This window comes from Paraburkholderia diazotrophica (assembly GCF_900108945.1).
In the GTDB taxonomy this organism is placed as follows: Bacteria; Pseudomonadota; Gammaproteobacteria; order Burkholderiales; family Burkholderiaceae; genus Paraburkholderia; species Paraburkholderia diazotrophica.
In genome coordinates this window covers 21076-36292 of record NZ_FNYE01000005.1, presented here as the reverse complement: position 1 = coordinate 36292, position 15217 = coordinate 21076, and the positions used below count along the sequence as shown (strand labels likewise).

The window sequence follows — 15217 nt, the reverse complement described above, 5'->3', positions numbered from 1 at the left end:
GTGCGGCGGCGCTGCATGACGGACGGGCGCACGACGCGCAGTCCGCTGCGGCGCTGCGCGGCGGCTACGAGATCTGGATGACGATGGCATCAACCGACCAAGACGCATTGCCTGCCGTACTGTCCGTCACGGGGATAGGGAAGACCTATGCCGAGCCCGTGCTGGCGGACGTCTCGCTGGCGTTGCACGCCGGGGAGGCGCTCGCGCTGACGGGCGAGAACGGCGCGGGCAAGAGCACGCTGTCGAAGATCATCGGCGGGCTCGTCGATCCGACGACGGGTTCGATGCAGCTCGCGGGCGAGCCGTACGCCCCCGCGAGCCGGACGGAAGCAGAGGCGCTCGGCATCCGCATGGTGATGCAGGAGTTGAACCTCTTGCCGACGCTGTCGGTTGCCGAGAACCTGTTCCTCAATCGCCTGCCGCGCGCGGGCAAGCTGGGCTTTGGCTGGATCGACCGCCGCAAGCTGCGCGAGGACGCGCGCGAAGCGATGGCCCAGGTCGGCCTCGAGGCGATCGACCCCGATACGCTCGTCGGCGAACTGGGTATCGGTCATCAGCAGATGGTCGAGATCGCGCGCAATCTGATCGGCGACTGCCGCGTGCTGATCCTCGACGAGCCGACGGCGATGCTGACGGCGCGCGAAGTCGATCTGCTGTTCGAGCAGATCGACCGGCTGAAGGCGCGCGGCGTTGCGCTCGTCTACATCTCGCACCGGCTCGAAGAGCTGGCGCGCGTCGCCGAGCGCGTGGCCGTGCTGCGCGACGGCAGACTGGTGCGCGTCGACGCGATGGCGAACCTGACGAGCGACCAGATCGTCACGCTGATGGTCGGCCGCGAGCTCGGCGAGCGCATCGATCTGGGCGCGCGCAACATCGGCACGACGTTGCTGAAGGTCGACGGAATGACCCGTGCGCCCGTCGTGCGCGACGTGTCGTTCGAGGTGAAGGCGGGTGAGATTTTCGGCGTGAGCGGGTTGATCGGCGCGGGCCGCACGGAACTGATGCGGCTCATCTACGGCGCGGACCAGAAGGATGCCGGCACCGTGGCGCTGGCCGCGACGCCGGGCGCGGCGCCCACGCCCGTGCAGATCGGCACGCCTTCCGACGCCGTCAGGCACGGCATCGCGCTGATCACGGAGGACCGCAAGGGCGAAGGCCTGCTGCTGCCGCAGCCCGTTGCGGCGAACGTGTCGCTCGGCAATCTGCGCGGCGTCGCGCGGCATGGCATCGTCGACGCGAAGCGCGAGAACGCGCTTGCGAAGCGGCAGATCGACGCGATGCGCATCCGCACGTCGGGGCCGGCGCAGCCGGTCGGCGAGCTGTCGGGCGGCAATCAGCAGAAAGTCGTGATCGGCCGATGGCTCGCGCGCGATTGCAAGGTGCTGCTGTTCGACGAACCGACGCGCGGCATCGATGTCGGCGCGAAGTTCGATATTTATGGATTGATGGGCGCGCTGGCCCGCGAAGGCCGCGCGCTCGTGGTCGTGTCGAGCGACCTGCGCGAGCTGATGCTGATCTGCGACCGGATCGGCGTGATGTCGGCGGGGCGCATGACGGGTGTCTTCAGGCGGGACGAGTGGACGCAGGACGCGTTGCTCGCCGCGGCATTTGCCGGCTATCGCAATCGCGAAGCCCTGTTGCACCCGCATGAGATGCACGAAGGAGAGACTCAGTCATGACCGATCAACGGGTCACGGGAAGCGCGGCCAAGGAGCCGGCGGCTGCGCGCGCCGGCGTCACGGCGACGACCGCTCAGGCGCCGAATCAGGCAGCGGATCAGGCGGCCGCTCAAGCAGCCGCTCAAACAGCCGATCCGTCGGCGCCGCTCGCGAGCGGCAAGCCGGCGGGCACGCGCCTGGGCTTTTCGAACTACCTCGGGCTCGTCGGCGCGCTGGTCGCGATGATTGCGCTGTTCTCGGTGCTGAGCTCGCACTTCTTGACGTTCGAGACGTTCGTCACGATCGCGAACCAGATTCCCGATCTCGTCGTGATGTCGGTCGGGATGACGTTCGTGCTGATCATCGCGGGCATCGACCTGTCCGTCGGCTCGGTGCTGGCGCTGGGGGCGTCGATCGTGAGCGTCGCGTCACTCAAGTGGCAACTCGGGCCAATCGTGGCGGCCGCGCTCGGCCTCGCTGCGGCGGCGCTGACGGGCACGATCACGGGCGCCGTGACGGTGGGCTGGCGGATTCCGTCGTTCATCGTGTCGCTCGGCGTGCTCGAAGCGGCGCGCGGCCTCGCGTACCAGATGACGAACTCGCGCACCGCGTATATCGGCGACGCGTTCGATTTCCTGTCGAACCCGATCGCCGTCGGCATCTCGCCGGCGTTCCTGATCGCGGTGGCCGTGATGATCGTCGCGCAACTGGTGCTGACGCGCACGGTGTTCGGCCGCTATCTGGTCGGTATCGGCACGAACGAGGAAGCCGTGCGGCTGGCGGGCGTGAACCCGAAGCCGTACAAGGTGATCGTGTTCGCGCTGATGGGCGCGCTGTCGGGGCTCGCGGCGCTGTTCCAGATCTCGCGTCTGGAAGCGGCCGACCCGAATGCAGGCGCGGGGCTGGAGCTGCAGGTGATCGCGGCTGTCGTGATCGGCGGAACGAGTCTGATGGGCGGGCGCGGCTCCGTCATCAGCACGTTCTTTGGCGTGTTGATCATATCGGTGCTCGCGGCGGGCCTCGCGCAGATCGGCGCAAACGAACCGACCAAGCGCATCATCACGGGTGCTGTGATCGTGATCGCGGTCGTGCTGGATACGTACCGCAGCCGGCGCAAGCGCAATTGAAAGCGGGGCGGCCGCCGTGGCGCGGGACGGCGGGCGCCTTGGGAACAACTCAACGAGAGCACCGCGGATGCAGCATGAGCTGCATTGGCCAGCAGTAAGAACAGGCAGGGGGTTTTAGCTTATGGCGACGATCAAGGATGTGGCGGCCATCGCCGGCGTGTCATTCACTACGGTGTCGCATGTCGTGAACAATACGCGGCCGGTGTCCGCGGATGTGCGCTCGAAAGTCGAACTGGCGATCCGCCAGCTCAACTACGTGCCGTCCGCGGTCGCGCGGTCGCTGAAGGCGCGCTCGACGGCGACGATCGGGCTCGTGGTGCCCAACAGCACCAATCCGTACTTTGCGGAGCTGGCGCGTGGCATCGAGGACGGTTGCGCGCGCAATGGCTACTGCGTGTTCTTCTGCAACTCGGACGACGATCCGGCGAAGCAGCGCAGCTATCTGCGCGTGCTGCAGGAAAAGCGCATCGACGGGCTGATTGTCGCGTCGGCGGGCGACGATGTGACGCTTGCGACGACGCTCGCCGATTCGCGCGAGCCGCTCGTAATCGTCGACCGGAACATCGAAGGCGTGTCCGCCGATCTGGTCCAGATCGATCACGAAAAGGGCGCCTATCTGGCGACGCGGCATCTGCTGCAACTGGGGCATTCGAAGATCGGCTGCATCACGGGCCCGATCGAAACGGCCGTCAGCGCGATGCGCGTGCATGGCTTCATTCGCGCGATGGCCGAGCGCGGCATCGAGATCGCGCCGAACGGCATCGTCGAAAGCGATTTCTCGGGCAGCGGCGGATATCGCGCGGCAGGCCAGCTGTTCGACACCGTGCAGCCGACGGCGATCTTCGCGTGCAACGACATGATGGGCATCGGCGCGCTGCGCGCGGCGGCCGAACGCGGCCTGCGCGTGCCGCAGGATTGCTCTGTCATCGGTTTCGACGATATCGAACTGGGGCGCTTCACCTATCCGGCGCTGTCGACGGTCGGCCAGTCGGTGCGCGCGCTCGGCGAAATGGCGGCACAGACGTTGATCGAGCGGATCAACGGCACAGCAGCGGATACGACCTTCCGCCGCCGCGTGATCGCGCCGCGGCTGATCCTGCGTGAATCGACGGCCGCGTTTGCGGGGGCGCGGCGCAATATCAGGGCGGCGTGAGGCTGCGGACGAGAGAGGGGTGCGGCCGCGCCGTTAATGCGCGCCGACAGGCAAGACGATGGAGGCAGTCGTGGCAATGAATGACGCGCGCGGGCACGTGACCGTGGTCGGCAGTCTGAACATGGATCTCGTCGCGCGCGCGCCGCGCATGCCGCAGCCCGGCGAGACGCTCGCGGGCCATGCGTTCGCGCAGGTTCCGGGCGGCAAGGGCGGCAACCAGGCGGTGGCCGCCGCGCGTCTCGGCGCGCAGGTGGCGATGCTCGGCTGCGTCGGCGCGGACGCGAACGGCGTGCAGCTGCGCGCGGGGCTCGAAGCGGAGGGCATCGACTGCGCGGCGCTCGAAACCAGTGCGACGGCGCCGACGGGTGTCGCGCTCATCATCGTCGACGATGGCAGCCAGAACTCGATCGTCATCATTGCGGGCAGCAACGGCGAAGTGACACCCGACACCATCGCGCGCCACGACGCAGCGCTGGCGCGCGCGCAGGTCGTGATCTGCCAGCTGGAGACGCCGCCCGCGACCGTCCACGCCGCGCTCACGGCGGCGCGCCGGCTCGGCAAGACGGTCATCCTGAATCCGGCGCCCGCCGTGGGGCCGCTGCCCGTCGACTGGCTGCCGCTCGTCGATTACCTGGTTCCGAACGAACTCGAAGCGGCGACGCTGACGGGTCTGTCCGTTTCGTCGCCGGAAGAGGCGATGCTGGCCGCCGATGCATTGCGCAGCGCGGGCGCGCGCAACGTGATCGTGACGATCGGCGCACAGGGCGTAGTGGCCGCGATGGGCGGCGAGCCGCCCCGGCATTTCGACGCGCCGCGCGTGCGGGCCGTCGATACCACCGCGGCGGGCGATACCTTCATCGGCGGCTTTGCCGCGCAACTCGCGCAAGGGGCGAGCGTGACGGACGCGATCCGCTTTGCGCAGCGCGCGGCGTCGATTTCCGTCACGCGCGCAGGCGCGCAGCCGTCCATTCCGATCCGCGCAGAAATCGACGGGGCCTGAAGCGTTTCCTTCCTTTCCTTCGTGAACGCCTCCTGTTGTATGGCGGGACACGTGGCGGGCCGCGACTGGCGTTCTTCCTCAAGCGCTTGTAACAATTACAGGCATACGGCGGGCCGCCGCGGATGAGCAGGACGGCGGCAACATTCAGCGCAGCCTGCTCCAAAGACGTGCCGACGCACCAAAAGCGGGCTCGAAGATGCCAGTTTGAAACACGGCATCCACTGTGTGGTACGTGTGACGGTGGCGAACGCGTGAATGAAGTCACGTGCCGTTCGCGCAGAACTGCATGCGCGCACGGCCGTTGCGCAGGCCCGCATGGCGCGCTGCCGCCGTCTTCTCCTTTCCGATCAATCGAGCCGACTCAGCGCGCCAATGTTCCGGTACATTGACGAACCAACGGACGAACGCGGCAGCGAATGTATCGTTGTACTCATGCCGCATCACAGCACGCGCGAGCCGTATGAAGGGACGGCTTCACGCGCTCGTTCGCCGCGCGACGCCATCGCTTGCTGCAAGCGCCTTGCTGTTGCAGAAGCCCACGTCGGACCACGATAGTCCAGGAAGCCAAAAGGGAAACGACATGACGGATCACGACCTCGCGCAACGCCTCGTCGATGCGCGCCGCCAGCACCGCGCAATCGACACGCTCCCGCTCGACACCCTCCCGCCCGATGCCGCGACGGCCTATGCGATCCAGCAGGCGGTCATCGCGGGACTGGGCGGCTCGACGGGCGCCTGGAAAATCGGTGCCAAAGCTCCGGGCGGTCCGGCCTCGGGCGCGCCGATTCCGGCTGCGCTGACGGTGGCCTCGCCCTCGCGGCTCGAACATGGTTCGTTTTTCCGCGTGCTGCTCGAACTGGAAATCGCGTTCCGCTTCGCCGACCCCATCGAGCCGCACGGCGAGACCTATGCGCGCGATGAAGTGCTGGCGCGCGTCGGCTCGGTGCTGCCCGCGATCGAAATCGTCGACAGCCGGTTCGCCGAATGGCCGAACGTCGCGCTCCTCGCGCAGCTCGCCGATGCGCAGAACAATGGCGCGCTGGTGACGGGGCATGCGCAGCCGTACGCGTCGCTCGCGCGCTCGTTCGACTTCGTGTCACCCGAACTCGAACTGACATTTGACGGCCAGTCGCTCGTGCCCGAATCGACGGGCAATCCCGCCGGCGACCCGCGCGAACTGCTCGTGTGGTTCGTCAACCACTGCGCCGCCATGGGTATCACGATCGAGCCCGAATGGACCATCACGACCGGCTCGTATATCGGCGCACATCGGGTCGACGGGCCGGGGCGCGTGTATGGTCATATCGACGGACTCGGCGAAGTCGAAGTCGAACTGACGTAAACCACTAAGTCCCTAAGTCTTCAGGTCCGCGGCCCATTACGGCCCAATACGGCCCATAAAGTGCCCCACCGGGCGTCGCGTTGCGGCGCCATCTCACTGCATGCGGATGCGACGGCCTGCACTGCTGTCATTTCCGCATGCATTCGCTCGTCGCCGCTGCCTCTTCCTCTGCGATTTGCGACAGCGCGCCCACCAAACGCGTCGATCAAGGGCAAAAGGGGCAAACACCTGGCTACATCTACCTGTTCAGATGCGCGTAGCGTGCGCCGTCCTATGGACATGGCGTCAAAGGACAGATGACGCGTGTCACACCGATTCGTGCGCGCTTGCACACAGGCGCGATTGCGTTGAACGATTTGACGCGCGTGCTGACGAACGGCAGGAATGCGCGCTTGCGCACATGCAAAACATGTAACACAGCGGCTGAACTGTCGTCGCAAGCATCCACGCGTGCGTTATGGCAGAAAGAGCAGAAAGGGCCGCAATGTGCACTGCGCAGCGGTTGTTGAAGTCGAACGCGCAGTCCACATGCACTGGGTCGCATGCACTGCAGGCACGCACGAGACGAAGTAATGTGTCGCAGTAGTGTGAGCAGGCAGACAGCGTGCTACGCGAGTGTTTGCGAAGGTGCGGAAAAGTGCAGAATGCCACGCGATGTCGCGTGCGAAAGATGCATGTGGAAGACAGCGCGGGGAAGGAACGTAAGATGCAATGCAGCAGCGCTGATGAAGTTTCTCGCGAGGTGTGGGCAATGATTGTAGGTGAGCGAATTTGCGTCATCAAGCGAGCGGGGCTGAGAGCTAGCTGTGGCGCGATTTTCACAACGTAGTTCGTGAAAAAAAATTTAAAAGGGTTTAGGATGAATTCGAGCGATGTCGTTTCCTGATAGCGCGCCGCGCACGACATCGTCCCAGACTTCGGCGAGGAGGTAGCATGGATATCTACAGCAGTTTCGCGACCCGCTTCGAGAAAACGCGAGAGGAGGAATTCTCGCTCGAGGAGTATCTCGCGCTCTGCAAAGACAATCCCGCCGCGTACGCCACCGCTGGCGAACGCATGCTGTCGGCAATAGGAGAACCTGAGCAGATAGACACACGCAACGATCCGCGTCTTTCGCGTATCTTCGCGAACAAGGTCATCAAGGTATACCCCGCATTCCGTGAGTTCTACGGAATGGAAGATGTGATCGAGCAGGTGGTCGCCTACTTCAGGCATGCCGCCCAGGGGCTCGAAGAAAAGAAGCAGATTCTTTATCTGTTGGGCCCGGTCGGCGGCGGCAAGTCGTCGATTGCCGAGCGGCTCAAGCAGCTGATGGAACGCGTGCCGTTCTATGCGATCAAGGGCTCGCCCGTCAACGAATCGCCTTTGGGCCTGTTCGACTATGACGAGGACGGCCCCATCCTCGAAGAGCAATACGGCATACCGCGCCGCTACCTGAAGAGCATTCTGAGTCCGTGGGCGGTCAAGCGCCTGCACGAATACAACGGCGACATCCGCAAGTTCCGCGTGGTGCGGCGCTATCCGTCGGTGCTGCGGCAGATCGCGATCGCGAAGACCGAGCCGGGCGACGAAAACAATCAGGATATTTCGTCCCTCGTCGGCAAGGTCGATATCCGCAAGCTCGAGCAGTATGCGCAAGACGATGCGGACGCCTATAGCTACTCCGGCGGCCTGTGTCTCGCGAACCAGGGCCTGCTCGAGTTCGTCGAAATGTTCAAGGCGCCGATCAAGGTGCTGCACCCGCTGCTCACTGCAACGCAGGAGGGCAACTTCAAGGGCACGGAAGGCTTCGGCGCGATTCCGTTCGACGGCATCATCCTCGCCCACTCGAACGAGTCGGAGTGGAAGGCGTTCCGCAACAACCGCAACAACGAAGCATTGCTCGACCGTATCTTCGTCGTGAAGGTGCCGTACTGCCTGCGCTACTCGGAAGAGATGAAGATCTACGAGAAGCTGCTGCGCAACTCTTCGCTGGCCAATGCCGTGTGCGCGCCCGGCACGCTGAAGATGATGGCGCAGTTCTCGGTGCTCACGCGCTTGCAGGAGCCGGAGAATTCGAGCCTCTTTTCGAAGATGCAGGTGTATGACGGCGAGAACCTGAAAGACACCGATCCGAAGGCGAAGTCGTATCAGGAGTATCGCGACTTCGCCGGCGTCGACGAAGGGATGACGGGTGTATCCACGCGCTTCGCGTTCAAGATCATGTCGCGCGTGTTCAACTTCGATACGACGGAAGTCGCGGCGAACCCGGTGCATCTCATGTACGTGCTCGAACAGCAGATCGAGCGAGAGCAGTTCCCGCCGGAAACCGAGCAGAAGTTCCTGTCGTTCATCAAGGACGTGCTCGCGTCGCGTTACGCCGAGTTCATTGGAAAGGAGATTCAGACCGCGTATCTGGAGTCGTATTCCGAGTATGGGCAGAACATTTTCGATCGCTATGTGACATACGCCGACTTCTGGATTCAGGACCAGGAGTTCCGCGACCACGACACGGGCGAGAGCTTCGATCGCGCGGCGTTGAATGCCGAGCTGGAGAAGATCGAGAAGCCTGCCGGCATCAGCAATCCGAAGGACTTCCGCAACGAGATCGTGAATTTCGTGTTGCGCGCGCGCGCCGCGAACGGGGGCAAGAACCCCGCGTGGATCAGCTATGAAAAGCTGCGCGTCGTGATCGAAAAGAAAATGTTCTCGAATACGGAAGAACTTCTCCCCGTCATCTCGTTCAATGCGAAAGGGTCGGCGGAGGAACAGCGCAAGCACGAGGACTTCGTCAACCGGATGGTCACCAAGGGCTATACGCCGAAGCAGGTGCGGCTCTTGTGCGACTGGTATCTGCGTGTGCGCAAGTCGTCATGAAACGCGTAGCGCAAAGCCCGCGCGAACGGGTTCGCTTCACCCGGTTGGCGCGGGCCTCCTGCGAGGCGCAAGCCGCATGGACATAACATTGCATGCGCAACTTGCGCCCCGCGTATTCCAAATCGGAGCGGGAGACCGGATGTGCTTCATCAAATCATCGACCGCAGGCTGGCAGGCAAGAACAAGAGCATTGCAAACCGCGAACGCTTTCTGCGTCGCGTGAAGGGATATATTCGTCGCGCGGTGTCAGAAGCGGTGCGCGACCGGAGTATCAAGGACATTCAGAACACCCAGAGCATCACGATTCCGCGCAAGGACATCGCGGAGCCGTCGTTCCGGCACGGTCCGGGCGGCAGGCGCGAAATGGTGCACCCGGGTAACGCCGACTACATACGCGGCGACAAGATACCCCGCCCGCAAGGGGGCGGCGGCGGTGGCGGAGGCAGCAGCGCCAGCAACGAAGGCGAAGGGCAGGACGATTTCGTTTTCGAACTGAGCCGCGAAGAATTCATGCAGTACTTCTTCGACGACCTCGAATTGCCGCGTCTCGTCAAAACGCATCTGCTCGCCGTGCCCACGTGGAAGAGCATCCGCGCGGGCTGGGCGGCGGAGGGCACGCCGAACAACATCGACGTCGTGCGTTCGTTGCGCAGCGCACTGGGCCGGCGCATCGCGCTCGGCGCGCCGCTCGTCAACGAATTGCACGAGCTCGAAAAGCAGCTCGAAGAGATGAAGGCGGACCCCGCCGACCGTCGCGAAGAGATCAAGCTGCTCGAAGAGGACATCCATCATTTGCGCGGCCGCATCTGGCGCATTCCGTTTATCGACCCGTTCGATCTGCGTTACGTGAACCGCGTGAAGCAGCCGCAACCGTCGAGCCAGGCCGTGATGTTTTGTCTGATGGATGTATCCGGTTCGATGGACGAGCAGCGCAAGGATCTCGCCAAGCGCTTCTTCATCCTGCTGTATCTGTTCCTCAAGCGGAACTACGAGAAGATCGAAGTGGTGTTTATCCGGCACCACACGCGCGCCGAAGAAGTCGACGAAGACACGTTCTTCCATTCGACGGAAAGCGGCGGCACGGTCGTATCGAGCGCGCTGGAACTGATGCAGAAGATCCTCGACGAACGCTACTCGCCGACTGAATGGAACATTTATGGCGCGCAGGCTTCGGATGGCGACAACTGGACCGATGACTCGCCGAAATGCCGCAAGATCCTCTCGGATGACATTCTCGATAAGGTGCGGTATTTTGCGTACATTCAGGTGACGCCTGAAGAGCAGAACCTGTGGCTCGAATATGCACAGCTTGCGCAAATGGTGCCGCATCTGGCCATGAAGAAGGTCGAGACGGCTGCGGATATCTACCCAGTGTTCCGCGAGCTGTTTGAGAAGCAGGTGGAAGCGGCATGACGACTCGCCACCTGCACAACGAGGCGCGCGGGTATCAACCCGAGCGTCGTAAAGGCGTGCCGAAGCGAAGTGAGGCCGGGCATGCCGAGGCGAACACGGCGCACGTGAAGGATACGCGTGCGCCCGATGCCGGAGCAGGCGTAGCGCCTGACGCAGCTGCAGCACGAGGACCCACCGGGGCGCCCACCGAAGGGCAAAGGGAAGTCCGTATGAACGTTGCCGACAGAAGGCCGTTGCCGTGTCCGTCCGACTGGACCTTCGAACTGATCGAAGAGTACGACACTCATATCGCGCATGTTGCGGAGCAATATGAACTCGATGTCTATCCGATCCAGCTCGAACTGATCAGCGCCGAACAGATGATGGACGCGTATGCGTCCGTCGGCATGCCCGTCAACTACCGGCACTGGTCATTCGGCAAGCATTTTCTCGCTACCGAAAAGAGCTACCGACGCGGGCAAATGGGCCTCGCGTATGAGATCGTCATCAACTCGAATCCTTGCATTGCGTATCTGATGGAAGAGAACACGATGACGATGCAGGCGCTCGTCATCGCGCACGCGGCCTATGGGCACAACTCTTTCTTCAAGGGCAACTATCTGTTCCGCTTGTGGACGGATGCGCATGCGATCATCGATTACCTTGTCTACGCGAAGAACTACATCGCGGAATGCGAGGAGCGTTATGGGCTCGACCGCGTCGAAGAACTGCTCGACTCGTGCCATGCGCTGATGAACTACGGCGTGGACCGCTACAAGCGTCCGCAGAAGCTGTCGTTGCAGAAAGAACTCGCAGCGCGCCGCGAACGCGAAGCGTATCTGCAGTCGCAGGTCAACGAGTTGTGGCGCACGCTGCCGACGCGCCACACGCCCATGCCGGAGGAAGTGGAAGAGCGTTATCCGCCGGAGCCGCAGGAAAACCTGCTGTATTTCGCGGAAAAGAACGCGCCGCTGCTGGAGCCGTGGGAGCGCGAAGTCATCCGCATCGTGCGCAAGATCGGGCAGTACTTCTATCCGCAGCGTCAGACGCAGGTGATGAACGAAGGCTGGGCCACGTTCTGGCATTACACGCTGCTCAATACGCTGTACAACGAGGGCAAGCTCGAAGACGGCTTCATGATGGAGTTCCTCCATTCGCACAGCAACGTCGTCTATCAGCCGCCCGTCACGAAGCCGTACTACAGCGGCATCAATCCGTACGCGCTCGGCTTTTCGATGATGAGCGACATTCGCCGCGTCTGCGAAAACCCGACGGAAGAGGACCGCAAGTGGTTCCCGGAACTCGCGGGCAGTCCGTGGCTGCAGGCGATGCACTACGCGATGCGCAACTTCAAGGACGAGAGCTTTATCGCGCAGTACCTGTCGCCGCATCTGATCCGCGAAATGCGCCTCTTCTCGGTGCTCGACGACGACATGCGCGATGCGCTCGAGGTCTCCGCGATCCACGACGACAGCGGCTACCAATACGTGCGTCAGGCGCTGTCGCGTCAGTACGACATGCATCATCGCGAGCCGAATATCCAGGTGTATTCCGTGAATACGCGCGGCGACCGCAGTCTCACGCTGCGTCACTTCATGAGCGACAACCGGCATCTGTCGAACGACAGCGACGAAGTGCTCAAGCACATGGCGCGCTTGTGGCAGTTCGACGTGTACCTGGAAAGTGTCGACGAAAACGGGACGGTCAGAAAGCGCTACGAGTGCCGTTATACGGCGCCCGCGATTCGCGTTTGACGAGAATTGACGCGCGTTTGACGGGCCCGCGCACAGCAATCGTGATGAGAGCCAGCCTCCGGGCTGGCTTTTTTGTGCGCTTGACGCATGCGGCGCGGTCGCGCTCGCGCTTCTGCCCGCAGGCCACGCGGCGGCCACGCCCGGCACAAAACGCTTCAGATGCGCGTCCAGGCGCCGTTATCCATGGATATCCGTTAAGATACCGACCGCGTCAAAGCTTACGTTTTTCTACAATCTCGCACGCGCGCTGAAACCCGACTGCAACGGGATCGAAACCTCGCTGAAAAACCGGCTTCAGCGCAATACAAGGCGGCGTCACGACCGCTAAAACCTGTTAGAAGGGACCGACACCAGCATGACCGACACAACCGTCTTCACTCCCAGCGACACCCGGCGACGCATCTTCGCAATCGTGGGTGCCTCATCGGGCAACCTCGTCGAGTGGTTCGATTTCTATGTCTACTCGTTTTGCGCGCTGTACTTCGCGCCCGCGTTCTTTCCGAAGGGCGACACGACGGCGCAACTGCTGAATACGGCGGGCGTATTCGCGGCGGGCTTCCTGATGCGCCCGATCGGCGGCTGGTTCTTCGGACGTCTCGCCGACAAACGCGGCCGGCGCTTCGCGATGATGGTGTCGGTGTTCATGATGTGCGGCGGCTCGCTCGTGATCGCCGTGGTGCCCACCTATGCGCAGATCGGCGCGCTCGCGCCGCTGTTGCTGCTGGTTGCGCGTCTGTTCCAGGGCCTGTCCGTGGGCGGCGAGTACGGCACCAGCGCAACGTACATGAGCGAGGTCGCGCTGCAAGGGCGTCGCGGCTTCTTTGCGTCGTTCCAGTACGTGACGCTGATCGGCGGGCAGCTGTTCGCGCTGCTCGTGCTCGTGATCCTGCAACAAGTGCTGACGACGGAAGAACTGAAGGCGTGGGGTTGGCGGATTCCGTTCGTGGTCGGCGCGCTCTCGGCGCTGGTCGCGCTGTATCTGCGCCGCTCACTCGACGAAACGACGACAGCCGAGATGCGTCGGCGCAAGGAAGCGGGCACGCTGCGCGGGATGTGGCAGCACAAGGGCGCGTTCTTCACGGTGCTTGGCTTCACGGCAGGCGGCTCGCTGATTTTCTACACGTTCACGACGTACATGCAGAAGTACCTGGTCAACACGGCGGGCATGCATGCGAAGACGGCGAGCAACGTGATGACGGCCGCTCTCTTCGTGTACATGGTGATGCAGCCGCTGTTCGGCGCATTGTCGGATCGTATCGGCCGCCGCAACTCGATGCTGCTGTTCGGCTTCTTCGCGACGATCGGCACGGTGCCGCTGCTGCATGCGCTGAAGGATGTGACGAGCCCCGTCGCGGCATTCGCGCTCGTCGTGACCGCGCTCGCCATCGTCAGCTTCTATACGTCGATCAGCGGCCTGATCAAGGCCGAGATGTTCCCGCCGGAAGTGCGGGCGCTCGGCGTCGGCCTGTCGTATGCGGTCGCGAATGCAATCTTCGGCGGCTCGGCGGAATACGTCGCACTGTGGCTCAAGCAGGCGGGCAGCGAATCGTCGTTCTACTGGTACGTCACGGCGATGTGCGCGATCGCGGGTCTCGTGTCGTTCCGCATGCGCGATCCGTCGAAGGTAGGGTATCTGCGCAACGAACCGTGATGCGCCCGGTCTGACGCGATGTGATGCACGAAGCGGCTCTGTTCGATGAACAGAGCCGTTTTTTTTTTATGCCCGCGTCGTTCTTCGTGGCCGCGCTGTTACGGAAATTTCGGCGCGCAAGGCGGCAGACCGCGCCACCGCATCGAGACGAACGCGCGCGCGATCAGCGACAGATGGTAGTAGAGCCGCGCATCGCGCCCATACCGATACGCATACAGATGCGCGAGCGCGACGCGCAGCGCGGCCCAAGGCGCGTCGTTTTTCGCGTACAGCGACACGACGATAGGCGCGAGCCGTCGCAACGCCAGCTTGCGCGCCGGTTCGAGCGAGACATCGAGCGACAGTCCCGACACGAACTCGAAGGCCGTCAACGACGCGGCGAACGTCGAGCCGCGTGTGCTGCGCGAAATCGAAGCGTCGGTCTTGCGGTAGTACGACACATACCGATGCAGGTAATACACCTGCGATGCCGCAACGCAAAGCTCGGACCCGAACACGTAATCGCAGCACATGCCGACGTCGTCGCGATAGCCGATCCGCTTGACGAGATCGGCATTCGCCATCCATCCGTTGTTCGGGAACATCTGCACGAGCCCCGTGCGTCCTGGCTGCTGCTGCATGCCTTGCGCGGGCTCGATGCGATGGAAGTCCGCGTTGAGGGCGTCACTCTTCGACAGATCGACGTGTCCGCGCGCATCGACCTCGTACTGGTCCGCGAACGCGACTTCGAGCTGTGGATGCGACTGCCACAACGCCAGCAGACTTTCGATGCCGTCCTTCGCGAAGTAATCGTCGTCGTGGATCAACGAGATCTTGTCGCCGCTCGCGCGCGCGAAGAGGCTCGCGACATTGCGCGCCTGCCCGAGCGGCGGCTCGTTCTTCACATAGCGGATGCGCGCATCGTGCGCATAACGCGCTTCGATCAGGCGTTGCGTGCGGGCGTCGCTCGAATCGTCGCCGATCAGGATCTCGACGTTCATATGGGTTTGAGTCAGGCACGAGTCGACACACTGGACGATCAAATCGGGCCTGTTGCACGTCGGCACGCAAATGGAAACCTTGCTGGATGTCGTCATTGTTTTCCGCCTCGCTCCCATGTGGTCGCAGCAAGCGCTTCACATGACGAAGCGTTTCGCTGCTGGGAGCAAAGTAGATGAAGGCGACGAAAAAATAACCAGAAATAATTCCGCCAAAAATGCGTCTGCGTCGCAGGACAATGCGCGGATTGCACTCAAGCGATCGTGCTGCATCGCGCGCAGGCTGCGGCATTTTTGCAGCGAACGG

At 63.1% G+C, this 15217-nt stretch carries 10 protein-coding genes; 9 read left to right on the top strand and 1 reads right to left on the bottom strand.

Annotation, left to right across the window (positions count from 1 at the left end; translation table 11 throughout):
- The first annotated feature begins 83 nt into the window (after window positions 1-83).
- The 9 genes from BMW76_RS08500 (at window position 84) to BMW76_RS08450 (ending at window position 13933) form a co-directional block, all read left to right on the top strand.
- The gene (locus BMW76_RS08500; protein WP_090864950.1) at window positions 84-1679 is read left to right on the top strand and encodes a sugar ABC transporter ATP-binding protein; all 1596 of its coding nucleotides are present in this window, start codon (window positions 84-86) and stop codon (window positions 1677-1679) included.
- On the top strand, window positions 1676-2785 hold the full coding sequence (locus BMW76_RS08495) for an ABC transporter permease (RefSeq protein WP_090864704.1): 1110 nt from the start codon (window positions 1676-1678) through the stop codon (window positions 2783-2785). The genes BMW76_RS08500 and BMW76_RS08495 overlap by 4 nt, the downstream gene beginning before the upstream one ends.
- Window positions 2786-2906: 121 nt before the next feature.
- The gene (locus tag BMW76_RS08490) at window positions 2907-3938 is read left to right on the top strand and encodes a LacI family DNA-binding transcriptional regulator (protein ID WP_090864703.1); all 1032 of its coding nucleotides are present in this window, start codon (window positions 2907-2909) and stop codon (window positions 3936-3938) included.
- A gap of 76 nt (window positions 3939-4014) precedes the next feature.
- On the top strand, window positions 4015-4938 hold the full coding sequence (gene rbsK / locus BMW76_RS08485; RefSeq protein WP_407668925.1) for a ribokinase: 924 nt from the start codon (window positions 4015-4017) through the stop codon (window positions 4936-4938).
- A gap of 580 nt (window positions 4939-5518) precedes the next feature.
- The gene (locus BMW76_RS08475; RefSeq protein WP_090864948.1) at window positions 5519-6280 is read left to right on the top strand and encodes a 2-keto-4-pentenoate hydratase; all 762 of its coding nucleotides are present in this window, start codon (window positions 5519-5521) and stop codon (window positions 6278-6280) included.
- A gap of 933 nt (window positions 6281-7213) precedes the next feature.
- The gene (locus BMW76_RS08465) at window positions 7214-9136 is read left to right on the top strand and encodes a PrkA family serine protein kinase (RefSeq protein ID WP_087735276.1); all 1923 of its coding nucleotides are present in this window, start codon (window positions 7214-7216) and stop codon (window positions 9134-9136) included.
- A gap of 141 nt (window positions 9137-9277) precedes the next feature.
- Window positions 9278-10549 (top strand): YeaH/YhbH family protein, encoded by a 1272-nt coding sequence (locus BMW76_RS08460; protein ID WP_090864700.1) that lies wholly within the window; start codon window positions 9278-9280, stop codon window positions 10547-10549.
- Window positions 10546-12282: a SpoVR family protein gene (locus tag BMW76_RS08455; RefSeq protein ID WP_090864699.1), complete on the top strand. Its 1737-nt coding sequence runs from the start codon at window positions 10546-10548 to the stop codon at window positions 12280-12282. The genes BMW76_RS08460 and BMW76_RS08455 overlap by 4 nt, the downstream gene beginning before the upstream one ends.
- A 355-nt stretch (window positions 12283-12637) precedes the next feature.
- Window positions 12638-13933 (top strand): MFS family transporter, encoded by a 1296-nt coding sequence (locus BMW76_RS08450; protein ID WP_090864698.1) that lies wholly within the window; start codon window positions 12638-12640, stop codon window positions 13931-13933.
- A 98-nt stretch (window positions 13934-14031) separates the two neighbouring features.
- Here the strand turns inward: BMW76_RS08450 and BMW76_RS08445 are convergent, their stop codons facing one another.
- Window positions 14032-15009 carry a glycosyltransferase family 2 protein gene (locus BMW76_RS08445; RefSeq protein WP_090864697.1) on the bottom strand — a complete coding sequence of 326 codons (978 nt, stop codon included), beginning with the start codon at window positions 15007-15009 and terminating at the stop codon, window positions 14032-14034.
- Window positions 15010-15217: the final 208 nt, after the last annotated feature.